26 protein-coding genes are annotated in these 23,886 nt (G+C 39.8%); 20 read left to right on the top strand and 6 right to left on the bottom strand.

The window, feature by feature from the left end; genetic code table 11:
• Window positions 1–6: 6 nt before the first annotated feature.
• Window positions 7–438 carry an NUDIX hydrolase gene (locus tag D8803_RS01150; protein WP_093586158.1) on the top strand — a complete coding sequence of 144 codons (432 nt, stop codon included), beginning with the start codon at window positions 7–9 and terminating at the stop codon, window positions 436–438.
• Window positions 428–2,341 carry a tRNA uridine-5-carboxymethylaminomethyl(34) synthesis enzyme MnmG gene (gene mnmG, locus D8803_RS01145; protein ID WP_093586156.1) on the top strand — a complete coding sequence of 638 codons (1,914 nt, stop codon included), beginning with the start codon at window positions 428–430 and terminating at the stop codon, window positions 2,339–2,341. The genes D8803_RS01150 and mnmG overlap by 11 nt, the downstream gene beginning before the upstream one ends.
• 556 nt (window positions 2,342–2,897) lie before the next feature.
• On the opposite strand, the gene D8803_RS01140 is transcribed toward mnmG, so the two are convergent.
• The 4 genes from D8803_RS01140 to D8803_RS01125 all read right to left on the bottom strand — a co-directional run bounded on the left by D8803_RS01140 (window position 2,898) and on the right by D8803_RS01125 (window position 6,311).
• Window positions 2,898–3,299, bottom strand: coding sequence for a hypothetical protein (locus D8803_RS01140; protein WP_125844590.1), 402 nt, complete (start codon window positions 3,297–3,299; stop codon window positions 2,898–2,900).
• Between the two features lie 310 nt (window positions 3,300–3,609).
• Window positions 3,610–4,254 carry a recombinase family protein gene (locus D8803_RS01135; protein ID WP_125844588.1) on the bottom strand — a complete coding sequence of 215 codons (645 nt, stop codon included), beginning with the start codon at window positions 4,252–4,254 and terminating at the stop codon, window positions 3,610–3,612.
• 373 nt (window positions 4,255–4,627) lie between these two features.
• Window positions 4,628–4,954 carry a hypothetical protein gene (locus D8803_RS01130; protein WP_131199995.1) on the bottom strand — a complete coding sequence of 109 codons (327 nt, stop codon included), beginning with the start codon at window positions 4,952–4,954 and terminating at the stop codon, window positions 4,628–4,630.
• Between the two features lie 259 nt (window positions 4,955–5,213).
• A complete protein-coding gene (locus D8803_RS01125; protein WP_131199994.1) occupies window positions 5,214–6,311 on the bottom strand; it encodes a hypothetical protein in 1,098 nt (365 codons plus the stop codon).
• Window positions 6,312–6,442: 131 nt separating this feature from the next.
• On the opposite strand from D8803_RS01125, the gene D8803_RS01120 reads away from it, so the two are divergent.
• The 6 genes from D8803_RS01120 (at window position 6,443) to D8803_RS01100 (ending at window position 12,267) form a co-directional block, all read left to right on the top strand.
• Window positions 6,443–6,703, top strand: a complete 261-nt coding sequence (locus D8803_RS01120; RefSeq protein WP_125844582.1) for a hypothetical protein — start codon at window positions 6,443–6,445, stop codon at window positions 6,701–6,703.
• Between the two features lie 9 nt (window positions 6,704–6,712).
• Complete coding sequence (locus D8803_RS01115; RefSeq protein ID WP_125844580.1) at window positions 6,713–6,913, top strand: hypothetical protein; 201 nt, start codon at window positions 6,713–6,715, stop codon at window positions 6,911–6,913.
• A gap of 157 nt (window positions 6,914–7,070) precedes the next feature.
• Entirely contained in the window at window positions 7,071–7,238 is a 168-nt protein-coding gene (locus tag D8803_RS09685) for a hypothetical protein (protein WP_185756635.1), read from the top strand.
• 2 nt (window positions 7,239–7,240) lie between these two features.
• Window positions 7,241–9,460: a type IV secretory system conjugative DNA transfer family protein gene (locus D8803_RS01110; RefSeq protein ID WP_125844578.1), complete on the top strand. Its 2,220-nt coding sequence runs from the start codon at window positions 7,241–7,243 to the stop codon at window positions 9,458–9,460.
• Window positions 9,461–9,553: 93 nt separating this feature from the next.
• Entirely contained in the window at window positions 9,554–10,351 is a 798-nt protein-coding gene (locus D8803_RS01105) for a replication-relaxation family protein (protein ID WP_125844575.1), read from the top strand.
• 212 nt (window positions 10,352–10,563) lie between these two features.
• A complete protein-coding gene (locus D8803_RS01100) occupies window positions 10,564–12,267 on the top strand; it encodes a recombinase family protein (RefSeq protein WP_125844573.1) in 1,704 nt (567 codons plus the stop codon).
• A gap of 61 nt (window positions 12,268–12,328) precedes the next feature.
• Here the strand turns inward: D8803_RS01100 and rnjA are convergent, their stop codons facing one another.
• Window positions 12,329–14,011, bottom strand: coding sequence for a ribonuclease J1 (gene rnjA / locus D8803_RS01095; protein WP_000331971.1), 1,683 nt, complete (start codon window positions 14,009–14,011; stop codon window positions 12,329–12,331).
• Window position 14,012: 1 nt separating this feature from the next.
• Complete coding sequence (locus D8803_RS01090) at window positions 14,013–14,246, bottom strand: DNA-dependent RNA polymerase subunit epsilon (protein ID WP_000639585.1); 234 nt, start codon at window positions 14,244–14,246, stop codon at window positions 14,013–14,015.
• Between the two features lie 289 nt (window positions 14,247–14,535).
• On the opposite strand from D8803_RS01090, the gene D8803_RS01085 reads away from it, so the two are divergent.
• The 12 genes from D8803_RS01085 (at window position 14,536) to D8803_RS01025 (ending at window position 23,843) form a co-directional block, all read left to right on the top strand.
• A complete protein-coding gene (locus D8803_RS01085; protein ID WP_131199993.1) occupies window positions 14,536–14,751 on the top strand; it encodes a hypothetical protein in 216 nt (71 codons plus the stop codon).
• A gap of 468 nt (window positions 14,752–15,219) precedes the next feature.
• Entirely contained in the window at window positions 15,220–15,903 is a 684-nt protein-coding gene (tsaB, locus tag D8803_RS01075) for a tRNA (adenosine(37)-N6)-threonylcarbamoyltransferase complex dimerization subunit type 1 TsaB (RefSeq protein ID WP_131199992.1), read from the top strand.
• Window positions 15,900–16,337: a ribosomal protein S18-alanine N-acetyltransferase gene (gene rimI, locus D8803_RS01070; protein WP_131199991.1), complete on the top strand. Its 438-nt coding sequence runs from the start codon at window positions 15,900–15,902 to the stop codon at window positions 16,335–16,337. The genes tsaB and rimI overlap by 4 nt, the downstream gene beginning before the upstream one ends.
• Complete coding sequence (gene tsaD, locus D8803_RS01065; RefSeq protein WP_131199990.1) at window positions 16,327–17,337, top strand: tRNA (adenosine(37)-N6)-threonylcarbamoyltransferase complex transferase subunit TsaD; 1,011 nt, start codon at window positions 16,327–16,329, stop codon at window positions 17,335–17,337. The genes rimI and tsaD overlap by 11 nt, the downstream gene beginning before the upstream one ends.
• Before the next feature lie 110 nt (window positions 17,338–17,447).
• The gene (locus tag D8803_RS01060; protein ID WP_131199989.1) at window positions 17,448–18,311 is read left to right on the top strand and encodes an Rgg/GadR/MutR family transcriptional regulator; all 864 of its coding nucleotides are present in this window, start codon (window positions 17,448–17,450) and stop codon (window positions 18,309–18,311) included.
• Window positions 18,312–18,426: 115 nt separating this feature from the next.
• On the top strand, window positions 18,427–19,095 hold the full coding sequence (locus D8803_RS01055) for a CPBP family intramembrane glutamic endopeptidase (protein ID WP_131199988.1): 669 nt from the start codon (window positions 18,427–18,429) through the stop codon (window positions 19,093–19,095).
• 168 nt (window positions 19,096–19,263) lie between these two features.
• Window positions 19,264–19,938, top strand: a complete 675-nt coding sequence (locus D8803_RS01050; protein ID WP_131199987.1) for a CPBP family intramembrane glutamic endopeptidase — start codon at window positions 19,264–19,266, stop codon at window positions 19,936–19,938.
• A 190-nt stretch (window positions 19,939–20,128) separates the two neighbouring features.
• A complete protein-coding gene (locus tag D8803_RS01045; protein WP_131199986.1) occupies window positions 20,129–20,734 on the top strand; it encodes a hypothetical protein in 606 nt (201 codons plus the stop codon).
• 143 nt (window positions 20,735–20,877) lie between these two features.
• Complete coding sequence (locus D8803_RS01040) at window positions 20,878–21,573, top strand: AzlC family ABC transporter permease (protein WP_131199985.1); 696 nt, start codon at window positions 20,878–20,880, stop codon at window positions 21,571–21,573.
• Window positions 21,563–21,886 (top strand): AzlD domain-containing protein, encoded by a 324-nt coding sequence (locus D8803_RS01035; protein ID WP_000253912.1) that lies wholly within the window; start codon window positions 21,563–21,565, stop codon window positions 21,884–21,886. Before D8803_RS01040 ends, D8803_RS01035 begins: the two co-directional genes overlap by 11 nt.
• A 102-nt stretch (window positions 21,887–21,988) precedes the next feature.
• Window positions 21,989–22,834: an amino acid ABC transporter substrate-binding protein gene (locus tag D8803_RS01030; RefSeq protein ID WP_131199984.1), complete on the top strand. Its 846-nt coding sequence runs from the start codon at window positions 21,989–21,991 to the stop codon at window positions 22,832–22,834.
• 154 nt (window positions 22,835–22,988) lie between these two features.
• On the top strand, window positions 22,989–23,843 hold the full coding sequence (locus D8803_RS01025) for a MetQ/NlpA family ABC transporter substrate-binding protein (protein WP_038804673.1): 855 nt from the start codon (window positions 22,989–22,991) through the stop codon (window positions 23,841–23,843).
• Window positions 23,844–23,886: the final 43 nt, after the last annotated feature.

The raw sequence follows: 23,886 nt of genomic DNA, 5'->3' as shown, positions 1-23,886 counted from the left end.
GAGAAAATGATGGTTAAGCTTATTGCCCATGTACTTGTTCATAGTGGTGGTGATTATTTGCTCATTCAGCGTTCGGAAATTAAAAGAGGAGAACCCAACGTTTATCCAACTTACTGGGATATTCCTGGTGGCGGGGTTGAAAAGGGTGAACTTCCGCGAGATGGTGCTCTTAGAGAATGCATTGAAGAAGCGGGAGTTAGGCTAGATAGCAGTTCGCTCAAACTTCTTCACGAAGATAGTCAACTGGATACCTCTAAGGATACGGTCTTTACTCGCTTAGTTTATAAAGCAGAGTGGGTTGGGGAGAAGCCAATTATCAGATTAGATCCTGAAGAGCATACACACTTTAAATGGGTTACTATGGATCAAGCTCTAAAGGAGGAGAAGTTAGTTCCTTATTTGCGAGAAATTTTTGAAAGGTTAAGAGATGACTTATAATTTTACGGAAGAATACGATATTATTGTAATCGGTGCGGGACACGCTGGGGTCGAGGCTTCTTTGGCTGCCAGCCGTATGGGCTGCAAGGTCTTGCTCGCGACCATCAACATTGAAATGCTGGCTTTTATGCCTTGTAACCCTTCTATCGGTGGTTCTGCCAAGGGGATTGTTGTGCGTGAAGTCGATGCCCTCGGTGGTGAAATGGCCAAGAATATTGACAAGACTTACATCCAGATGAAGATGCTAAACACAGGGAAAGGGCCTGCTGTTCGCGCCCTTCGTGCGCAGGCTGACAAGGAGCTTTACTCTAAGGAAATGCGCAAGACAGTTGAAAATCAAGAAAATCTGACCCTTCGTCAAACCATGATTGATGAGATTTTGGTGGAAGATGGCAAGGTAGTTGGTGTGAGAACAGCGACTCACCAAGAGTACGGCGCCAAGGCTGTTATCGTGACTACAGGGACTGCCCTCCGTGGGGAAATCATCATCGGAGACCTCAAGTACTCATCAGGACCAAACCACAGCCTAGCTTCGATTAACCTAGCTGATAACCTCAAGGAATTGGGACTCGAAATCGGTCGTTTCAAGACAGGAACGCCTCCACGTGTCAAGGCTTCCTCTATCAATTACGACGTGACAGAGATTCAGCCAGGGGACGAAGCGCCTAATCACTTCTCATACACTTCACGAGATGAGGACTATGTCAAGGACCAAGTGCCATGCTGGTTGACCTATACCAATGGAACCAGTCATGAGATTATCCAAAACAACCTCCACCGTGCGCCTATGTTTACAGGTGTAGTTAAGGGTGTAGGTCCTCGTTACTGTCCGTCGATTGAGGACAAGATTGTGCGCTTTGCGGACAAGGAACGTCACCAACTCTTCCTTGAGCCAGAAGGGCGCAATACAGAGGAAGTCTATGTCCAAGGTCTTTCAACCAGTCTTCCTGAGGATGTCCAACGTGACTTGGTACATTCTATCAAAGGGTTGGAAAATGCTGAGATGATGCGAACAGGTTATGCTATCGAGTACGACATGGTCTTGCCTCACCAGTTGCGTGCGACTCTGGAAACCAAGAAAATCTCAGGACTTTTCACAGCTGGTCAGACAAATGGAACGTCAGGTTACGAAGAAGCAGCTGGGCAAGGGATTATCGCGGGTATCAATGCAGCTCTGAAAATCCAAGGCAAACCTGAGCTAATCTTGAAACGGAGCGATGGCTATATCGGGGTTATGATTGACGACTTGGTGACCAAGGGGACCATTGAACCCTACCGTCTCTTGACCAGTCGTGCAGAATACCGTCTCATCCTCCGTCATGACAATGCCGATATGCGTTTGACAGAGATGGGGCGTGAGATTGGCCTTGTTGATGATGAACGCTGGGCTCGTTTTGAAATCAAGAAAAATCAATTTGACAATGAGATGAAGCGACTAGATAGCATCAAACTCAAACCAGTCAAGGAAACCAATGCCAAGGTTGAGGAAATGGGCTTCAAACCGTTGACAGATGCGGTGACAGCCAAAGAATTCCTTCGCCGTCCAGAAGTTTCTTACCAAGATGTGGTGGCCTTCATCGGACCAGCTGCTGAGGACTTAGATGACAAGATTATCGAATTGATTGAAACAGAAATCAAGTACGAAGGCTATATTTCCAAAGCCATGGATCAGGTTGCCAAGATGAAACGCATGGAAGAAAAACGCATTCCAGCCAATATTGATTGGGATGATATTGATTCTATCGCAACCGAAGCCCGTCAGAAGTTCAAACTTATCAATCCAGAAACCATCGGCCAAGCCAGCCGTATTTCGGGAGTAAACCCAGCAGATATTTCCATTTTGATGGTGTATCTGGAAGGTAAAAATCGTAGTATTTCTAAAAATCAAGAAAAGAAAGCATAGAGAAAAACAGCTCCGAAGAAGACTGGCTGACACTCAGCACTCTAAAATAATCTGAGTTCACGCATCTTATATTTAAGCTAAAAGACGGTTCAAATGAGCCGCCTTTTTCATATATTTAATTATCGTTCACTAAAGGAAACTTTAAAATTATACATTGTGCAATTAGGATTTTTGCAAACCTTTATAACTTTGCCACGGGCGTCGTCTGCCGCGTAGAACCAAAGAACCTCGTGGCATTTTGTACATTTTTCAGTCATATCAAAACTCCTATAGTTTATTACCGCAATGACTACACCGTTCTGGTCGGTCGCTTGTTTCTCGTCCGCAAGTTGGGCACTCAATAGTTGCTGTAAGAATTTTTTTAACTTGTTTAATCATAATGATTACCATCCAGATTTCTTTTGACAAGTTCCATAATCACACCTATGGTAAGAAAGATTGTGGTAAATAGCTTCTTTACACCAATCGCATTTATTACCACTTAAAGCACGCTCACAAGCACAATACCATTCATTAGGGTTTCCCATAATAAAAACCTCTTTCTATTTACAATATTTTATAGCACAATACCGCAATCTTGTGCTAATTCTTCTAATGTAAGTCCAGAATACCGTCGTAGGTTCAAAAGTTCCTTATCGATTTCCAGTCTTCCACCTGAAGAATCAACTCTCCACTGCAAAATTGACTCCATAGCTCGAATACTTGCTTCAATTGTCTCTAAAGTTTCTTGAAGAGATTCTCTTTCTTGAGTTAGACTGATGTATTGTTCACGGTCTGCCGAAGCCATTCGTCCACCCAGCTCGTTAATATCAGCCATTACTTCTAAGCGAATTCTTTTCGATTTCTCAAGAATTTTCATTGCTAATTCTTGTTTTTTAGTGTATTTATCAATGGCAGATTTTCTATTAAACCAGAAAATTCCACCAGCAATTGCAATTACCAATATGAAAAAAGCCATATTTTCTCCTTAATAAAACCTCTAAGTATTTGTAGCACATTAAAAATCGTATTTATTTTAATACGAAATACCTCCTTTTTTATTTTCACTCAAAAATCCCTGCTACAATAGGGGTGAGTTTGTTTTAGTGAACGGTCGTTTGTTAAAACAATCAAAGTTATCAATAAAAATATTTAAAATGCTGATTTAATAAGGTTTAAATTACCTTGTTGAATTGGCATTTTTATTTTTTCATTGTTTTAGTTGACGACCGTTTGCTAAAACTGTTGATAGGTTTAATTTACTATTTTTCTAAGGATTTGTCAATCAATTATAAGTGATTTTTTCTATTTATTTGAATACCATTGCGTTTTAGTACATTATAAATGGTGGCGGTGGAGATACTCAGCTGATTCGCAATCTTGCGCACAGGCAATTCTTTTCGTAGGTATTGCTCGATTATTTGTTTTTCGGTATCTTTAGGCAACCCTTTATTGCCAAGTTTTACACCTTTTTCTTTCGCTTTACGTAGCCCGTCTTTAGTACGTTCAGAAATTGCTTGAAGCTCCCATTCTGCAACATAACCCAACATCAAACAAAAGAACTTTCCAGTTAAGGAATCTGTTTCAATATTTTCATGAATAGATTGTAGACGAATGTTATTCTTGGTTAAATCTTCAATGATAGCAGAGAGGTGAAGCATCTTTCTCGTAAGTCTATCTAATTTATACACAACAAAATCTGTTTTAACGCCTTGTTTAGCATAATTTTTGGCTAATTTTAACGCTTCGTCAAGCTGTTGTCTCTCCTGATTCCCACCTGAATCTTTTTCGATATAGAGCTTGTCGCAAAAGCTGAGTGCTTCTTTTTGAACAGATAACCCCAATTCTTGCCGATTATCTGTCGAACTGACACGAGCATAACCGATAGTTATGGTTTTAATATTTTCTAATTTGTTCTTGTGATGATTTGTCAAAATTTCTCCTTTCTTTACTATTGTAGCAGGGTATCTAGATTATAGAAAATTCAGACAGTAATTAAAAAAGAGAAATATTTTTAAAGAAAACCGCGTTTTATTTGCTATTATCAACACTTTTTGATATACTAAAAACGTATACAAATCTTTAAAAGTGTTGACTCAGTGTCAAAGGTATGATATACTGATATGGTTATTTTATTTTTTGAAATAACTTATATTTTTATAAAAAATATAAAAATAGTTCTTTACCACTTATTGCATTTATTTTTTTCAGAAAATTTAACAAAATAAAAAATCATCTAAATACGGCAATATTTAGATGATTCGGATTAGATGATTCGGATGTGATAGGTGTATTGATAAATATTCGTTAACGACGCTTTTTGTAATATTGCTTGCGTCGTTTTCTTTTTGTACTATTTTTGTTTTGCTTTTGCTTACATTCATCACTATACGATATGGGTGGTGGATAAATGGGTTTTGAATCTTTATTTTTGATTTTCTGAGTTCTGTTCTCTTTTTGAGCTTGAATATAAATATAAGAGAGGCAAATTTCTTTGAAGTCCTGACTTAATTTTTTCAGTACTCCCGCTAAATTTGAGCCTATTTCAGGAGTAGTGAGCGACTCTACTGTTTTCATAGCACTACCAAATAAGGTAACCAAATAGTTCCAGAACGATTCTTTTTTATTATTCATAGTATATTCCTCCAGTTTCTACTGAAAAAATACACCTATCACGGTCATAAAATAATAGACAGAACACCCTACAAGAAACATAGATGTGTACAATTCAAATCCTTTCGTTAATAGTTGTTTACTATAGTTGAAGATTCAAACTTACACATCTTCTGATTCTCTATAGTCTGTCCTGCCTTAATATTTTTTATGGTAAACTTATTATAGTCTTTTTTATTTCGATTGTCAAATTAAATATCACTACACCCCAATAAAAATTTTAAAAAATATTTTCTTGTTCAACTAGACAAAAGAATATCAGCTCATTTTTCTCTAAATTTTCACTCATTCCAACAGTAAAATCAGTTTTGTCTTGTGTTGTGAAAGCTCTTTTTTCTAAGTAATTTACAACATTTTCTGTTAAGGTTATCATATCTTTCATTTTCGAAACGGTATAGTCATAACTGGCTTTTATAGATAAAGCGAAACTTTTAACTTTAAAAATTTTATCGATAACTTCTTTTGGTAAAAATCTATCCAAAGCTTTATAAAAATCTGCTTCAGATTGGCAAAATCCAGTAATTAAAGTTAGTTTGGGGCTGTTCTCAAAATTTTCTTCAATAAACCGTGTAATTCGTTCGTTGATAGTTTCGTTTTGAATTATAAAACCATTCTGGATAATTGGCATTTTGGAAATAGAATCTTGAATCAAAACTTTTAAAGTGGATGAAACGAGATTTTTATTATCGTTTAACGCTTCAGGCTTATATAAATCAAAATAAAAAATCTGTTGTTGACTTTTTAAAGCTTCCTCAATAGCTTTTCTATGTGAATATGGCGTTAATAGAATCTCATTTTCAAGATACTTAAAAATGTGCTGGTTAATGATTTGCGCTTGTCTTAATTCTTCTGAGTTTTTGGAAGGAATATTCGAAAGATTCACCAAGAAAATCAAAAGGGTCGCCAAGTAAAATTCATTTTCTTGACAATGATTAAGCAATTCTATTTTTTCGCTACCAAAAACAACGGTAGCTTTTTTGGCTTGGTTTAAAAGAGCGGATTTGATTTTAAAAACAGATTGATTATAATCGAAAGTTTCATCACGGTTTAAATCTTTCAAAATATCAGCTATCCTTTGAGACTGAAAACTTAAATCACTAATCGGCAAAGCTTCGCGGTAAAATTCTGGAACTTCTTCATCGCCCGTAAAAATGCGGTTGCTAGAAACACGGTTAATTTCTGGAATAAATGAAATTTTAGGGTTATTTTCACCCACCAATCTATTCAAAACACTATTGACGAAATCTTCTTGGTTTCGTTTTTTCTTTTCAGATTTTTGCAAAATATAGCAAAACCATCCTAATCTAAATTCAGTCATACGATTTCTCCTTGAGATTTCTGAGATTTTTTGCCTGATGAATGAGATAAAAATATTCGCTACACTATAATCATAAACAAAGTCGACAATGTTTATAACCTAAATTATACCAAAATCAAAGGAGAAATCTCATGAATCATATTCAAAAGTCAACCCCAAAAGTAGACCTTCCTCAACTTGTTAGCCCCTATCAGTTAGAAGTGGCTAAAACACTGAGTGAAGCGATGGCAGATAATCAAGCTCTGGAGCTTCTCGCTAGTGATATTTTATATAAAGTGGGTAATCTGGCGCTTACTCAGTCTGAAATCCTCAAAAATACGCCAGAAGCTAAAGCCTACACCGATTATATCCTCAAAGCGTTCACATATTACGCTACTGAAAAGATGAAATGAGGTAGCTTTATGATAGATTACCTTATAGCTTTTATGATTATCGTCGTTGCCATATTTCTTTGGGATTGGTTAGAAAAACCAAAACAAGAAGACAAAAAGCACTGTAGTGAGGAAGAAATCGCCCTGGCAGAATTTCTGGAAAAACGGCAAGAAATCAATCAACTTTTCTTGGTTGCTAAAGCAGAAATGCAAAAAATTTCAAGAAAATAAAAGGATTGTTTAGACTAGACAAATGGTCAAAATATGTTCAAATATACTACTGTTTCATTGCCTAAAATTCATTCCAATCGCTCTAAAAACTAAAGACAGTGAAATTTAACTTTTTATCAATTTTCTTGTATAAATGAAGGCAGAAAGGAGACCAGCTATGAGAAAACTAATGGCATATATTCTTGGATTTGTTGCTTGTGCTTGGCTTATTAACTGGGCGGTGAAACTAATTCTGGAAGTTTGGTGGTTCTTAGTTTTAGCGACTGTGGTTGTTTTCATTGGCTGGCTTGCCTTTCAGATTATTAAATCTAAAGAATGGAGGTAGAGATGAAAAGAAAATTCGAAGCGCTATCTTGGATTGAATTCAACTGGATGCGTCCGTTTGAAATAGATGATGTGAAATCTATGTTGGGTCAACTAGTGGGGCTAAGTCGGCGCAAAGCTGTTATTTTTGAAATTCGATTATCTAAGAATCGCGTGCGTTATCTGCTAGGAACGGAAGAACAGGACAAACGACATATCAGCCAACTAATTCAATCACACCGAGCTATTCAGTTTTCAAGAGTCTCAAAGCGTGAAAAACTTTCGGTTGCGCGGTTAGTGAACATTAAAGAGTCTCACTATGCTTTAAAAACAGACTATGCAGAAAATATGATACGTTCAAGCCTTGCAATTTCAAAAATACTCCAGCCAGATGAGACAGTAACGGTTCAGCTAGTGATGGGCACAGGTTCACCACCTCGTCCACAACCAAAAGACCTGCCGAATTTATCTGCCAAGTGGTATCAAGTGATTACAAATAATGTTCCTGAGCTATCTGAAAGCTCCAAGAAGCTTATGCGCCAAAAATTGAATCAATCTACTTTTAAGTGTGAAATTCGTCTTGGTGTCCAATCTCGCAGTATTTTACGAACAAAAGAATTTTTGGACAGCCTACTTAGTAGTTTTCGCATGATGGAATCAAATGCAACCATTGAATTAAAACCGTTAGCTATCCAAAAACTTAATCAAGCACAACCCTCTTGGTCTTTCCCATATAGTTTATCTGTCTCAGACTTAGCCTGTTTCATGCTTTTACCTATTGGGGAAGAAAATATTGCAGGTGTGCCAAATGTTCACCCTAAATTAGTGACACCGCCCTTGGGCTACAATGTTAGTCGGAAGATTCAGCGAAGTTTGGCGCAAACGGTTGAAAGTCAACCAAGACCAATTCAAATTTCAGCTCAAGCTGGCAAAAAGCACACCGTTTTTCTCGGCTCAACAGGTTGCGGCAAAACTACCACTATGAGCCATTTGATTTTATCAGATATACAATCTAAACATCATAGTGTAGTTGTGGTGGACGCCAAAGGTCAACTCACTCATGAACTCTTAGAGCGTACACCAACTGAACACGATGAAGATATAGTAGTCATATCACCAACCGCCAAACGAGTTGTTGGTATCAATCCTTTTGAACTCACCAAATATGGGATTGAACCCGAAGTTATCGCAGACTATCTACTGGAGCTGTTTAAAGGGTTATATCCTGAACACTTTGGGATTTACTCGCTGGATATTCTATCGCACAGTTTTTTAACTCTGGCGCGCATCCCAAATACTTCTTTAGTCATGTTACCGAGCTTACTCACCAACAAGCAATTTCGCAATAAACTGCTGAAAGAACTGAAAGACCCTATTGGCTTGGAAAGTTTCTGGAACTGGTTTGAGCTACTTAGTGAAGCTCAACGTCATCAGATGTTAAACCCCATTTTGAATAAATTCCGACAGTTTTTGCTTCGTCCGCAACTTCGGGCAATGTTGGGGCAAACTAATCCAAATTTCAGTCTTGCAGAAATCTTCAAAAGCAGAAAAATCGTATTGATTCCACTAAATAAAGCGGTAATTGGTTCAGAGTCTGCGAAACTCATTGGCAGCCTAATCACTTCAATGCTATGGATGTTAATTTTGCGCCAGTCGTCAGTTGAGCCAAGCAAACGCCAATCGGTCTTTATCTATATTGATGAAACGCCGAGTTTCTTAGGAATCCCTAACGCTAACTTAGACGAAGCACTTTCGCAATCTCGCCAATTCAATGTTGGCTGGAATATCGGCTTCCAGCACCTCGCCCAGATGTCGCCTCAGCTAAAAGCTGGGATTGAATCCAATGTTGCGAATAAAATCGTTTTTGGCTTGAATCTTGATGAAGCCCGCGAAATGGCAAAATATACTCTGGAGATTGACAAAGAAGATTTTTACAGCTTACCACCATTTTGGGCATATATTAGAACAGAAGTTTCACCTAATGCTTATCGATGGATTATCGGTAAAACCTACCCGCCTAAACCAAAAATTAGAGATAGTCGTCCGCCTCTTTTGAATAGCTTGAGCCGATACGGACAAGATATTTCAGAAATTGAAAGTCAATTCGAAAACTATATTTTTGAAAAATCTGCTTCGAAAAATGAAAATTCTAACCAGAAATTAACAGATTTAGGGCGCAAGAAGCGTTCCAATCGCTCTTCGAATCGTGTTGATGAAGAAAATTCATCAACCCCTGACAAATAAAGGTTTTTAGGATTTTTACTCACACGACTTACTCCGTAACTAAGCACATTTTACGGGAGTACACCCTTTAAATTTTAATGGAGAACAAAACAGATGAAATGGAATTACAAAACAGATAACGACACGCAAATTCTTTACTTTTTGAGTCAAGCAAGATTTGCGACCACCAACCAATTAGCCAGACTCTTTTTTGCCAGTAGCGTGAGAGCTGAAACCGCCATTCGCCGTGCTAATTTTGCGCTTCAAAGTCTGAAGAAAGCTGGATTGGTTTCACACTTGAAACGGCGAGTCGGTGGCGCACGCCGCGGTTCAGCTTCTTATGTTTGGCAAATTACTTTTCAGGGACTAAAATTTCTTAAAAACCAAGATGAAACTGTTGTTTTGCGCTATAAAAATAAATACGAGCCAACCCAGCACCACGTTGAACACACTTTAGCGATTACGGAAGTTTTTGTTGAGACACTGGAGGCTGTTCGAGATTCAGAAAAACTGTCGCTTGAAACTTTTTCCTTTGAGCCGAACTCTTGGCGTAGCTACCAAAAACTTTCTGGTGTTGGAATGACTTTGAAACCAGACGCTTATTTGGAGCTAGTCAATCACGATTACGAAGACCATTATTTTCTGGAAATAGACCGAAGCACGGAAAGTCTTGCGCGCATTATAAATACTTGTAAGAAATATATTGAATATTATCGCTCAGGTATTGAACAGCGACAAAAGGAAGTTTTCCCCTATGTTTTGTGGGTTGTGCCAGATGACAAGCGCAAACTGGCGATTTCGAAAGTCATTCAGAATGAACTATATAATTTTTGGGAATTATTCACTGTCATAACGCTTGAAGAGTACCCAGATTATATCAAGGGAGGAATAGATAATGAATCAAAAGAATAAAGACCGAGACTCAAACCAGCCCTCACGCACCACCGATGAAATTTGTCGAATTGGTCGAACGACTTACTTAATCCGTCACCGTTTTACTGGGAATCGCAATCTTGAAAATGTCCTAGAAAGGTTGATTTTAAGCGATAAATCACTACTTTAACAGTAGCAAAAATGGTATAATAGAAGTATAAGGTGTGTGAACTCCAAAAGGAGAAAAACACATGAACAGAACTTTGACAATTTCAGATTATAGACAAGTAGATACTTCGAAGCTTTCAGATATTACGGTGGTTTATTGTCGCTTAAGTCAAGACGATGGACTGGACGGAGATAGTAACTCAATTACCAATCAGAAGAAAATCCTGCTTGATGTAGTTACAAGAGAAAATCTCTCTAATCCTATTTTGTTTGTCGATGATGGCTTTAGTGGTACAAATTTTGACCGTCCAGCTATTTCGGAAGCTTTGCGATTGGTGGAAAATCGGCAAGTTTCAAACTTTATCGTTAAGGATTTAAGCCGTTTGGGGCGGTCTTATATCAAGGTTGGTCAACTAACAGAAATTACTTTTCCGAGCTTTGACGTTCGCTTTATCGCCTTAAATGATGGCGTAGATTCGAATAAGCCTAATGAAACTAATTCTATTTTCTTGCCAATTAAGAGTTTAATGGACGAAATGTATGCGGCGGATACCAGCAAGAAGATTCGGGCAGTGGTGCAAGCGAAAGCCAAAGCTGGCGAGCGAGTAACTACTAACCCACCTTACGGCTACCTAAAAGATTCAAACAACCCTAAAAATTGGATTATTGACCCAGTTGCCAGCGAAGTTGTAAAACGGATTTTTCAAGAAGCAAAAAGCGGAAAAAGCCTTTCGGAGATTGCGAAAGGGTTAGAAAATGACAAAATTTTTAAACCAGACCGCCACCGAATAGAAATCGGTTTGAAGTCTATTTCTTCCAGCCCAAATGTGGAAACTTTGCCATATTTTTGGACGCGAGAAACCCTAAGCGCTATCTTAGGGCGTGAAGAGTATCTCGGACATACTGTCAATCTTCGAACACGGACAAAATCTTATAAAGACAAGCGTAAGGTGGATAACTCAAAGGAGGATTGGTTAGTTTTCAAAAATACTCATGAAGCGATAATTGACCAAGAAACTTTCGATATTGTTCAAAAAATGCGGAGTCATAAGCGGTCTAATCAACGGTATAAAAATCGGGCTGGTCATGAAAACTTGTTTGCTGGATTAGTTTTTTGTGGAACTTGTGGGCGAAAGCATTATTTTTGCCCACAAGAGAAAAACGGACTAAATCATGACCATTACAAGTGTTCTGGCTACCGTAAGCCGATTGATGGTTGCGAAAATCCCCACTACATTCAAAAATCCGCTCTGATTGAGATTGTAAGTGACAAGTTCCGCCAAACCATTCAGGAAGCCCACTTCGACCAAGAAGCATTTTTGAAGAAGCTAGAACAGCAAAGTCAAGCTCAATTCAACAAAGACAACAAACGCCAGCAACTGCAACTCCAAAAGGATGAATACCGCTCTAAAGAGATTGACAGCATCATTCAGAAGCTTTACGAAGACAATCTACTTGGTAAAATTTCAGATGAACGCTTTGTGAAGCTAAGTCAGAGCTATGAAGAAGAACAGAAACAGCTCCAAACTTCCATTTCTGACTTAACCGAAAAACTCACCAAACAACAAGAAGATAGCCTTAACATCTCCAAGTTTATGGCGAGAATTTCAAAATATACAGAGCTATCAGAATTAACCGTTGAAATAGTGAATAAACTGATTGACAAGATTGTAATTCATAAACCAACTGGCACGAAACGCAATCGCATTATTCAGATTGACATTTATTACAATTTCATCGGAAAATTAAACAATGAAAAAAGCGAGCCTAACAACTTGGCTCGCTAATATTAGCCCAAATAACTAAACTGCTGGGTGTCAGGTCGGCTGACGGGGCTGTTTTGTTGATTTATTCTTCTTCATCTGGTGTGAGGATCATCGGGATGATAATCGGTTCACGTTCTGTATTTTCATAGAGGAAAGGACGAATGGCGTTGACGATGGCACCATTGACAGACTGGACGCTAGCGTCCTTGTTCTTCAGTGCGATACGAATGGCATTGAAGAGGATACGCTGGCTTTGGCGAATCAAGTCTCCAGACTCTCGCATGTAAACAAAACCTCGGCTGAGGATATCTGGACCAGACAAGATCATTTTAGATTTGAAGTCAACAGTTGCGACTGCAAGTACGACACCGTCTTCGGATAAATCTCTACGGTCTTTGAGGACGGCTGCACCGATTTCACCAATACGATTTCCATCGACATAGATGTCTTGGGCATTGAAATGGCCTGCGATACGGGCTGAGTTAGCAGTAAGAGCAAGCACATCACCATTGCTCATGATAAAGATATTGTCCTTCTCGACACCCGTATCCACCGCTAGTCCAGCGTGGACTTTCTGCATACGATATTCACCGTGGACAGGCATGAAGTATTTCGGCTTAATCAAGCGGAGCATGAGTTTTTGCTCTTGCTGACCACCGTGTCCAGAGGTGTGGATGTTGTTGATTTTACCGTGGATAACTTCGACACCAGCTTCAGAAATGATGTTAATCAGCTTGTTGACGCTAGTGGTGTTTCCAGGGATTGGGCTAGAAGAGAAGATAACCGTATCGCCGGGTTGGAGTTGCACCTGACGGTGGGTTCCATTGGCGATACGAGAGAGGGCCGCCATCGGCTCGCCCTGACTACCTGTACAGAGGATAAGAACCTCGCCTGCAGGGTAGTCTTTGATTTCATTTGGCTCGATAAAGGTTCCCTTAGGAGCTTTGATGTAGCCAAGCTCGATCCCGTTGACAATGGCCTTTTCCATCGAACGTCCAAAGACCGCAATCTTGCGTCCAGTCTTAACAGCAGCATCTGTTGCTTGCTGGAGACGGAAGATGTTTGAGGCAAAGGATGCAAAGATGATACGTCCTTCAATACCTTGAATGATCTTCATGATAGACTGGCCAACGACTTTTTCAGAGTTGGTAAAGGTTGGTACTTCCGCATTTGTCGAGTCAGAGAGGAGACAGAGCACACCTTCTTCCCCAAGGGCAGCCATACGGTGCAAGTCTGCAGGTTCTCCAACTGGAGTGAAGTCGAACTTAAAGTCACCCGTACAAACGATTTTCCCTTGAGGAGTATGAATGACAATCCCTAAGGGCTCTGGAATGGAGTGGGTGGTTCTAAAGAAAGTTGCCTTGAGATTTTTAAAGGTCAACTCAGTGTTGTGGTTGATTTCGTAAAGTTTGGCGTTGCGCAAGAGACCGTGTTCTTCGAGTTTTCCACGGATCAAAGCTAAGGCAAGTGGTCCAGCGTAGATAGGGACATTTGCTTGCTTGAGCAGGAAGGGAATCCCACCGATGTGATCCTCGTGTCCGTGTGTGATTAAGACAGCCTTGACGCGGTCGATATTGTCCACGATGTAAGAATAATCAGGAATGACATAGTCGATACCCAGCAAGTCATCTTCTGGAAATTTAATCCCAGCATCGACAATGATAATCTCGTCTTGGTATTCAATTCCGTAAGTGTTTTTCCCGATTTCTCCCAGACCACCGATGGCAAAAACGCCGACTTCTTCAGGTTTAAGAGTGTAGGCCATATTAGAACTCCGTAATCTCGAAAGCGCCAGTTTCTTTTTCGTAATCGAGCAATTTGTCAGACAAGAGTTCGATAAATTCGATGTTGTACTCTGGGCGGTTTTCTTCAACAAGTTGGCGAGCAGCGATACGGCCCTCAAGTTCTGAGCTGGCATCGATGTCTAGGTAAAGTGAGCGTGTTGTTTCACGACGTGGGCTACGTTCTTTTGTTTCTTGATAAAAAACTTTGTAAATCATATAGTTCCTTTCTATTTACAGGTCAGCTTATTCCAAACTTTTAGCAGAGATTTGCTTGATTTCATTCCATTTTGTGTCTAGATTGACCTTGATTCGTTACAATTATTTCAATTATACCACAAAATGAAAAATTAGTAAAAGACGGAAATGGAGAAAGTCGTGATGGGAAGAAGGAGCAAAAAGATAGGTAGCATTTGGTCGGAGAGCGCTTAGGTGTTATAATGAAAATAGAAAGGGAAGTTTATGGATGGGAATATTCCCTATAGCTTTTAAACAAGGAGGATTAAGGATGTTTAGTTTGTTTGAATTTGCGATTGGGGTTCGCCTCTTGATGTTTATAGTTTTTGTAGCCTGTGTATACGGTGGAAATCTTATTTTTACGTATCTAGAACACCGCAAAACAAAATTCCTTTGGAAGCTGACCTTTGTAACACTCTACTCTATATTTCTGCTCCTTGTCACCTATGTTGTCTGGCTCGTTTTTCATTTTGGTTTAAATGTTTGAGCTCAATTATTCATCTAAATATACAGAAAATCCACCTCATCTTGATAGATGGGGCGGATTTTTCTATTTTTAGGTGATATCCTTATGTTTACGATGATGATTTCTCGCATCGAAAATCGAGTTGAAACATAAAAAGAAAACAATACAAACCGATAAATCAATTGGCAAGGGGATTCTGATTATGTTTAAATCATTGAAAATGCTGAGCAAACTGTAAGAGACGAAGAGAATAAAATTTACCCTTCTAAAAATGTGTCTTTTATCTAGCATGGCTTATCCAAACTTCTTACGAAGAACCTTTCAATTTCCTTGTTCACTTTTCTATTCAAAAAAGCTAGAACTTTTTTAAATTTTTGTGCCTTCCTCTTTGTCTAAGTGACAGGACCCTTTTGTTTCAAAACAAAGAAAATTCCCATGCGCCGGCTTTTGTAGTATAATAGTAAGCAGACAAAAAGATAGGAATGTGTTATGAAAGTATTAGCTTTTGATACGTCTAGCAAGGCTCTTTCTCTCGCTATTTTAGAGGACAAGCAAGTTCTTGCCGAGACTATGATCAATATCAAGAAAAATCACAGTATTACCCTCATGCCTGCTATCGATTTTTTGATGGCAAGTTTGGATGGGACCCCCAAGAACTTGGATCGAATCGTGGTGGCAGAGGGACCAGGTAGTTATACTGGCTTGCGAATTGCGGTAGCAACTGCCAAGACACTGGCTCATACTCTGAACATCGAGTTGGTTGGTATGTCTAGTCTTTTAGCTCTGGTACCAAGCCAGCAGGAAGGTCTGGTGGTCCCTTTGATGGATGCGCGTCGCAACAATGTTTATGCAGGATTTTATGAAAATGCCAAGCCTGTCTTTCCAGAAGCACACCTGTCCTTTGCGGAAGTGCTAGAAAAAGTCAAGGATGCTGAACAGGTGACCTTTGTCGGAGAAGTTGGAGCCTTTGTGGAGCAGATCCAAGAACAGCTACCACAAGCTAGTTACCAAGAAACCTTGCCAAATGCAGCAAATCTAGCCCTTTGGGCTTGGGATAAGGAAGCAGACTCCTTGCACGACTTTGTGCCGAATTACCTCAAGCGTGTTGAAGCTGAGGAAAACTGGCTCAAGAACCACACCGAGTCTGGCGAGTCTTACATTAAACGCTTATGATTGAAATCAAACGAATTCAACAGCAACCTGCTCTAGCTCAAGCCATCTACGCCGTCATGGCAGCTGTTTACCCAGTCAGCCCTTGGACGCTGAAACAAATCCAAGCAGACCTGTCCCAAGACCAGACATGGTATGCTTTGGCTTATGATGGGGCAGAAGTGATTGGCTTTCTAGCCGTGCAGGAGAATCTCTTTGAAGCAGAAGTCCTGCAAATCGCTGTCAAAGGAGCCTATCAGGGTCAGGGGATTGCGTCAGCCTTGTTTGCAACATTGCCGACAGATAAGGAGATTTTCCTCGAAGTCAGAAAGTCAAACCAACGAGCGCAAGCATTTTACAAGAAAGAAAAGATGGCGGTCATCACTGAGCGAAAGGCTTACTACCATGACCCAGTCGAGGACGCCATCATCATGAAGAGAGAAATAGATGAAGGATAGATATATTTTAGCATTTGAGACATCCTGTGATGAGACCAGTGTCGCCGTACTGAAAAACGACGATGAGCTCTTGTCCAATGTCATTGCGAGTCAAATTGAGAGTCACAAGCGTTTTGGGGGCGTAGTGCCAGAAGTGGCCAGTCGTCACCATGTCGAGATTATTACAGCCTGCATCGAGGAGGCACTGGCAGAAGCAGGGATTACCGAAGAGGACGTGACAGCTGTGGCGGTCACCTATGGGCCAGGATTAGTTGGAGCCTTACTAGTTGGTTTATCAGCAGCCAAGGCCTTTGCTTGGGCTCATGGACTTCCGCTGATTCCCGTTAACCACATGGCTGGTCACCTTATGGCGGCTCAGAGCGTCGAGCCTTTGGAGTTTCCCTTGCTAGCTCTCTTGGTCAGCGGTGGGCACACGGAGTTGGTCTATGTTTCTGAGGCTGGGGATTACAAGATTGTTGGAGAAACGCGGGATGATGCAGTTGGTGAGGCCTATGATAAGGTCGGCCGTGTCATGGGCTTGACCTATCCAGCAGGTCGCGAAATTGACGAGTTGGCTCATCAGGGACAGGATATTTATGATTTCCCTCGTGCCATGATTAAGGAAGATAATCTGGAGTTCTCCTTCTCAGGGTTGAAGTCTGCCTTTATCAATCTTCACCACAATGCCGAGCAAAAGGGAGAAAGCTTGTCCAAGGAAGACCTGTCAGCATCCTTCCAAGCAGCAGTCATGGACATTCTCATGGCAAAAACCAAGAAGGCTTTAGAAAAATACCCTGTTAAAACCCTAGTCGTAGCCGGTGGTGTGGCAGCCAATAAAGGTCTCAGAGAACGTCTAGCAGCTGAAATCACAGATATCAAGGTTATCATCCCCCCCCTGCGCCTTTGTGGAGACAATGCAGGAATGATTGCCTATGCCAGCGTTAGCGAGTGGAACAAAGAAAACTTCGCAGGCTTGGACCTCAACGCCAGACCAAGTCTCGCCTTTGATACGGTGGAATAAAGAGTCAGCTTCGAGCTGGCTTTTTTGCTAAAATATTTTATAATATGTTAAAAAAGTAAAATTTTTTACGAATAGAATAGTAAAGGGAATTTTTAAAGGGGAGTTTGGCCATGATTGAAAAACAGGAATTGGGAGAATTTTACAAGGAATTGCGCCTGGCGAGGAAACTCAAGCAGTCAGATGTGGCTTGTGAGGGTCTGACAGCATCCCAGTTATCCAAGTTTGAACTGGGACAGTCTATGCTGTCTGCGGATAAACTGATACTAGCTATCCAAGGGATAAATGTGACCTTCGATGAGTTTGGACATAAGCTCAACAACTATCAAGAATCCCCACATATGCGATTTGGACGAAAAGTTGTAGATCGTTTTGCTCATCAAGATATAGCTGGCTTAGAGCAACTATTAGAGGAAGTCGAGCAAGAACAGATGGCACAGACTTATCGTCGTTTGAACGCTATTGTAATCAAAAATGCTATCCATTCCTTGGATAAAAGCTATCTGCTCGAAGAGGAGGATCGTGAGTTTTTGACCACCTACCTTTATGCTATCGAGTCTTGGACTTGGTTTGAACTCTATCTTTTTTGCAATACCATGCCCTTCTTGAGTAATCAAGATCTGATCTTTTTATCAACCTCCTTACTCGAAAAATCCAAGGAATTTAAAGAATTGGCACACAATAGACTGTATATGAAAAGTGGCTATCTGAATATCATATCAGAGTTCATGGAGCGTAAGCTTTTCTCTTACATCCCAATCTTTGAGTCTGAGTTGGAGAGCATGCTTCGTCCGTATGATGTTTTTGAGAAATTATTGTGGCAATTTTTAAAGAAAATGAGTGTTTTCCTTCAAACTAAGGGAAGTAATCAAAAAGAGATTGAACACTTTATCCAATCTCTGCAAATATTAGAAAATCCACAATTAACAGCCCTTTTTGAATTGCGTTTGCAGCAATACAAAGAGCTTATCGATTAGTCAACAATCGCAAATGTGAAATTTCCATGAGAAAAAATGTCAAATATGCGATTTTCTAAGATAGGGTAGTTTTTGTGTTATACTGTCTTTATTTCATAGTATAGGAGAAAATAAAATGAAAAAGATAATCTCACGCTACTACTTTATTATAGCCGTTTTACTTGTCATTGCTGACCAGTTCTTCATTCGTCTGGTCTTACACAGCGATCTTGCTGCTGGTCTATCTGACTTTGAATATTATCTATCAAGTATGATATTGCATTTTCTTGTGATCCTGCTTGCTATTATTGTTATGATTTGGTCAGGGAAATGGCAGAAAATCAACAGTAGAAAATTTAAAGGGGCCTATCTTTTCTATTCCTTCCTAGCTCTTCTTGCTTTTGTTATTTGGAATTTCGTCACATTTTATCTTTTCCCACCTACCAAAAATGAAATTTCCTATCAACTCGCCATTCCTACTTTTACAGGAGCTACAGCATTTTTGATGTATTTTTTCTATCCTGTGATTGCAGGTCCCATTTTTGAAGAGATAATCTATCGTGGATTGGTGATTACCGCTCTGGAAAAAGGGAAGAAATGGGGACTGGATGTACTCGGATCAGCGATATTATTTGGAATCTTGCACATTAGTAGTCATGGTTGGATCTTGACAGACTTTGTCTTCTATATGGGTGGTGGCCTCATATTTGCAGTCTTATTTAGAGTGACAAAGTCCATTTATTGGCCTATTGGACTGCACATACTCTACAATGGCATTGGTCAGATTCTCCCCTTGTTGTTTTAGAGTTTTTCAATAATCCTAATTAGTAAAAGAGAACACTAGCTGTGACATAAAATTCCCGAGTCAGTTTGTAGTGCTGGACCAAACCCTTACGGAGCTTTTGATTGGATGAAAGGACTCTGGGTAGGTTTGGCTGAAAGACGACGTAAATAAAACTTAAAAGGATCAACTATGAAAGGGAAAGAAACGAAATTTTATCTAGGGACCATTTTGGTGCTTGTGTCCTATTACTTGATTTTTAATCTTGTAGCAAAATTAGACTCAGTGAGCCAGTTATCTGATTTGGGATTTTATGGGATTCAAATTTTATTGATAGTAATTGAGGGAATTGTTGCTACTGTGGTTCTTGTCAAGAGTCAACGTTGGAAAGAGTACGGTCGATTCGAGTTTCGTTGGTCCTATCTGAGTATCTTCTTTCTTTTCTTTATGTTGATGTTTTTGTGGGTAAATATAACAACTCGGATCTTTCCCAGCACGCAAAATGGGAGTGCAATAGTGAAAGAAGCAGCTAATTTGACAGGAATTAGTTACTTTATAACGCGTTTTCTCTATGGCGGTCTTATTGCTCCGATAGTTGAAGAGTTGGTTTTTCGTGGGCTTCTAATGACAGCCTTATCCAAATTTAAAAAATACTATATAGATGTCATCGTTTCCTCCACTCTCTTCAGTCTTGTCCATGTTTTGCAGTATGGATGGGTGTTAACAGACTTCATCATTTATGCAGGAGCAGGTCTGCTACTCTGTATGCTCTTTCGCTATACACGTTCAATTTATTGGTCAATGGCACTCCACATCTTGTGGAATAGCTTTTTAATCATCGTCAGCTTATTGGTGTTTGGGTGTTAGGCTTGGCAGAAATTTTTACATCACATAGATAAGGCTGGCTTCCCAGTCTTTTTCTTTATCTAAAATATCTAATAATAGTCCTTGCTCAATTCTTTGTTACCTTAAATGAAAAAGTAATTTTAAAATCTAATCACGGAATCCGACTCTATCAAAGTTTGTCAATCCTAGAGTTTTTTTGTATAGTAGAAATATGAAATTTACAAAAATAATCAGTAGTCTGCTTGCTATTGGAGCTTTACTCATGCTTTTATCAGCTTGCCAGAATGTTAAAAAGACACAACTGGTCTTGTTTGAAACCCTTTCGTTCGGCATGTCTCCTAAATCTTTTAAAGAAGTATTTGGAGAGGCTAGTGAAGTGGTGGAGGAAACAGAGATGGCCTATCGAGATACTTGGCGTGCAGAAGACCCATATTTCTATAAAACAGGTCGTCTTTTCTATCACTATGAACAGATTACTTTGAAAGATTATCCTAGTCGAGCGACCTTTACATTTTCAAAATCACATCATTTGGAAGAAGCAACGGCTCATTTCCCCGTTGCCTCAAAAGTAGAGCAGCAAGCATTGCTCTTTAACTTATCCCAGACTATAAAAAAAGAAATTGAAGCTCTTCCAGATTACCAGTCCATGACAACCGATATGGTAGGACTATACGATGACGGCTATCGCTATAAAGTCAAGTTGAAAGGACAAAGGAGAGAATTCTGGATCGATGTTTATCCGACAGAAGATGAAGATGCTAAAGAAATTGAAGATAAAAAGTATACTATTCGGGTGGATCAGTTTAGGATGCATTAATAACACTCATGGGATTTCAGCATTTTTTACTAGCTCTAAGTTTCAAACTCTAAACTTTTTTCTCTTTTATGAATGTGTTATAATATTCCTTGCTGTGGCTGTGACCTTGAACAGTCTCAAACGAAGAAAATAAGAGGAAAAAGATGAAAGAAAAAGGATTTTGGGAAGGTGTACAGGCAGCAATGCCGACTGCCCTTGGCTATGTCAGCATTGGTCTGGCTTGTGGGATTATCGGTGCGCCTTATGTGACACCTGTTGAGATGGGCTTGATGAGCCTCTTTGTTTATGCTGGGAGTGCCCAGTTTGCCATGTTGGCATTGATTGCGGTCCAAGCGCCTGTTGCGGCCATTGCCATGACGGTCTTTTTGATCAATTTACGACTCTTTTTGTTGAGCTTGCATGCATCGACCTATTTCCGTCATACCAGCCTTTGGCAGAATATCGGGATGTCGAGTCTCTTGACAGACGAAACCTACGGTGTTTTGATGGGAGAATTAGCCCATACAGACAAGGTCAATCCTATGTGGATGCATGGAAACAATCTCAACAGCTATGTGGCTTGGTTTGTGGGGACAGTTGTCGGAACGGCTCTAGGTGGACTCCTACCAAATCCAGAAATCTTTGGACTGGACTTTGCCTTGGTTGGGATGTTCATCGGGATTTTTGCTTCGCAATTTCAGATTATGCAAAGACGGGTCCCTGTCCGCAATCTGCTGCTGATTCTAGCAGTTGTTACGGTGTCTTTCTTTTTGCTCTTGACAGTGGTGTCTCAGTCACTAGCTGTTCTATTTGCGACCTTGCTAGGTTGTACCATGGGGGTGGTCTTAGATGGTCAGTAAGTATATTTTAATGGCAATCGTCTTTTCTGGATTGGTAACTTGGATTCCCCGTATGATTCCCTTCATCTTGGTTAAGTACAAGGGGTTGCCAGCTATCGTCGAGCGTTTTTTGAAGTTCTTACCTGTTTCCATTATCTTTGCCTTGATCCTTTCAAGCGTGGTGACAGGCAAGGTTGGGAGCCTTCCTCAAATCAAATGGCTGGACTTTCTAGCAGTCTTTCCAACGGCTTGGGTAGCCTTTCGCTACCGCAATCTAGTGGGTACGGTTCTTTTTGGGGTAGTCTTGATTGCAGTCTTGCGTCTGGTCTTTTAATCAGCCATAAGAAAAACCTATCACCGAGATAGATATCATATAATGGCGAAAAAAATTTTTTTCTGTTAAGATAGTACAGTATTCTATTTTGGAGGAAATGACATGAAAAAAATCGTCAAATATTCATCTCTTGCTGCTCTAGGACTTGTTGCCGCAGGTGTGCTAGCAGCTTGCTCAGGTGGAGATAAGAAAGATAGCGCATCTAGCGAAGCAGCAACACCTGGTAAGAAAGAAATTGTCGTAGCGACCAACGCTTCACCAAAACCATTTAACTACGAAGAAAATGGCGAGTTGACGGGTTATGAGATTGAAGTAGTTCGTGCTATCTTTAAAGACTCTGACAAATACGATGTCAAGTTTGAAAAGACAGAGTGGTCAGGTGTCTTTGCAGGTCTTGACGCTGATCGCTACCAAATGGCTGTGAACAACATCAGCTATACCAAAGAACGTGCTGAAAAATACCTTTACGCAGCTCCAACTGCTAAAAACCCTAACGTTCTCGTTGTGAAGAAAGACGACAACAGTATTAAGTCTCTCGATGATATTGGTGGAAAATCTACTGAAGTCGTTCAAGGAACAACAACAGCTAAACAACTGGAAGACTATAACAAACAACACGCAGACAACCCAACGGTTCTTAACTACACCAAGGCTGATTTCCAACAAATCATGTCTCGTTTGAGCGATGGTCAATTTGACTACAAGATTTTTGATAAAATCGGTGTTGAAACAGTTATCAAGAACCAAGGTTTGGACAACTTGAAAGTCATTGAACTTCCAAGCGACCAACAACCTTACGTATACCCACTTCTTGCTAAAGGCCAAGATGAGTTGAAATCATTTGTAGACAAACGTATCCAAGAACTCTACAAAGATGGAACTCTTGAAAAATTGTCTAAACAATTCTTCGGAGACACTTACCTCCCAGCAGAAGCGGACATTAAATAGTCTTATGAAATCATCCAGTCTGAGAAGGGCGGATGATTTTCTAATTTTTAGACATATAGTTTTAAACTATATGTCTGCCTATCTAATAACAATTTGCGAAATCAAATAAAGTATGAGATACTATTACGGTATTATTTTTAAAGGAGATAGAATCATGAAAATCAAAAAATGGCTCGGTGTAGCGGCTCTTGCTACAGTCGCAGGTTTGGCTCTTGCAGCTTGCGGAAATTCAGAAAAGAAAGCGGACAATGAAACAGTTGTTAAAATCGCAACAGTTAACCGTAGTGGTTCTGAAGAAAAACGTTGGGATAAAATCCAAGAATTGGTTAAAAAAGATGGTATTAAATTGGAATTCACAGAGTTCACTGACTACTCTCAACCAAACAAGGCAACTGCTGATGGCGAAGTAGACTTGAACGCTTTCCAACACTACAACTTCTTGAACAACTGGAACAAAGAAAACGGGAAAGACCTTGTAGCGATTGCAGATACTTACATCTCACCAATCCGCCTTTACTCAGGTAAAAATGGGGAAGAAAACAAGTACACTAAAGTGGAAGAAATCCCAGATAAGGGCGAAATCGCTGTACCAAACGATGCAACAAACGAAAGCCGTGCGCTTTACTTGCTTCAATCAGCTGGTTTGATTAAATTGGACGTTTCTGGAACTGAACTTGCTACTATCGCAAACATCAAAGAAAATCCAAAGAACTTGAAGATTACTGAATTGGATGCTAGCCAAACAGCTCGTTCATTGTCATCAGTTGATGCTGCCGTTGTAAACAATACTTTCGTTACAGAAGCAAAATTGGATTACAAGAAAGCACTCTTCAAAGAACAAGCTGATGAAAACTCAAAACAATGGTACAACATCATCGTTGCGAAAAAAGATTGGGAATCATCACCTAAGGCTGATGCCATCAAGAAAATTATCGCAGCTTACCACACTGATGAAGTGAAAAAAGTTATCGAAGAAACATCAGACGGTTTGGACCAACCAGTTTGGTAATAAGACATAGGGAGGTGGGAGAGTTTCCACCTCTTGCTTTTGT

It is taken from the genome of Streptococcus oralis (genome assembly GCF_003943385.1).
GTDB lineage: Bacteria > Bacillota > Bacilli > Lactobacillales > Streptococcaceae > Streptococcus > Streptococcus oralis_CA.
Note: the sequence above shows the minus strand (reverse complement) of the source record. Positions and strands in the feature narration are given on the sequence as shown.

Bases quoted from the DNA above. Each gene is read 5' to 3' on its own strand.
- D8803_RS01150 (WP_093586158.1), top strand. From the start codon at position 7: ATGATGGTTAAGCTTATTGCCCATGTACTTGTTCATAGTGGTGGTGAT.
- mnmG (WP_093586156.1), top strand. From the start codon at position 428: ATGACTTATAATTTTACGGAAGAATACGATATTATTGTAATCGGTGCG.
- D8803_RS01140 (WP_125844590.1), bottom strand. From the start codon at position 3,299: ATGGCTTTTTTCATATTGGTAATTGCAATTGCTGGTGGAATTTTCTGG.
- D8803_RS01130 (WP_131199995.1), bottom strand. From the start codon at position 4,954: ATGAATAATAAAAAAGAATCGTTCTGGAACTATTTGGTTACCTTATTT.
- D8803_RS01125 (WP_131199994.1), bottom strand. From the start codon at position 6,311: ATGACTGAATTTAGATTAGGATGGTTTTGCTATATTTTGCAAAAATCT.
- D8803_RS01120 (WP_125844582.1), top strand. From the start codon at position 6,443: ATGAATCATATTCAAAAGTCAACCCCAAAAGTAGACCTTCCTCAACTT.
- D8803_RS01115 (WP_125844580.1), top strand. From the start codon at position 6,713: ATGATAGATTACCTTATAGCTTTTATGATTATCGTCGTTGCCATATTT.
- D8803_RS09685 (WP_185756635.1), top strand. From the start codon at position 7,071: ATGAGAAAACTAATGGCATATATTCTTGGATTTGTTGCTTGTGCTTGG.
- D8803_RS01110 (WP_125844578.1), top strand. From the start codon at position 7,241: ATGAAAAGAAAATTCGAAGCGCTATCTTGGATTGAATTCAACTGGATG.
- D8803_RS01105 (WP_125844575.1), top strand. From the start codon at position 9,554: ATGAAATGGAATTACAAAACAGATAACGACACGCAAATTCTTTACTTT.
- D8803_RS01100 (WP_125844573.1), top strand. From the start codon at position 10,564: ATGAACAGAACTTTGACAATTTCAGATTATAGACAAGTAGATACTTCG.
- rnjA (WP_000331971.1), bottom strand. From the start codon at position 14,011: ATGGCCTACACTCTTAAACCTGAAGAAGTCGGCGTTTTTGCCATCGGT.
- D8803_RS01090 (WP_000639585.1), bottom strand. From the start codon at position 14,246: ATGATTTACAAAGTTTTTTATCAAGAAACAAAAGAACGTAGCCCACGT.
- D8803_RS01085 (WP_131199993.1), top strand. From the start codon at position 14,536: ATGTTTAGTTTGTTTGAATTTGCGATTGGGGTTCGCCTCTTGATGTTT.
- tsaB (WP_131199992.1), top strand. From the start codon at position 15,220: ATGAAAGTATTAGCTTTTGATACGTCTAGCAAGGCTCTTTCTCTCGCT.
- rimI (WP_131199991.1), top strand. From the start codon at position 15,900: ATGATTGAAATCAAACGAATTCAACAGCAACCTGCTCTAGCTCAAGCC.
- tsaD (WP_131199990.1), top strand. From the start codon at position 16,327: ATGAAGGATAGATATATTTTAGCATTTGAGACATCCTGTGATGAGACC.
- D8803_RS01060 (WP_131199989.1), top strand. From the start codon at position 17,448: ATGATTGAAAAACAGGAATTGGGAGAATTTTACAAGGAATTGCGCCTG.
- D8803_RS01055 (WP_131199988.1), top strand. From the start codon at position 18,427: ATGAAAAAGATAATCTCACGCTACTACTTTATTATAGCCGTTTTACTT.
- D8803_RS01050 (WP_131199987.1), top strand. From the start codon at position 19,264: ATGAAAGGGAAAGAAACGAAATTTTATCTAGGGACCATTTTGGTGCTT.
- D8803_RS01045 (WP_131199986.1), top strand. From the start codon at position 20,129: ATGAAATTTACAAAAATAATCAGTAGTCTGCTTGCTATTGGAGCTTTA.
- D8803_RS01040 (WP_131199985.1), top strand. From the start codon at position 20,878: ATGAAAGAAAAAGGATTTTGGGAAGGTGTACAGGCAGCAATGCCGACT.
- D8803_RS01035 (WP_000253912.1), top strand. From the start codon at position 21,563: ATGGTCAGTAAGTATATTTTAATGGCAATCGTCTTTTCTGGATTGGTA.
- D8803_RS01030 (WP_131199984.1), top strand. From the start codon at position 21,989: ATGAAAAAAATCGTCAAATATTCATCTCTTGCTGCTCTAGGACTTGTT.
- D8803_RS01025 (WP_038804673.1), top strand. From the start codon at position 22,989: ATGAAAATCAAAAAATGGCTCGGTGTAGCGGCTCTTGCTACAGTCGCA.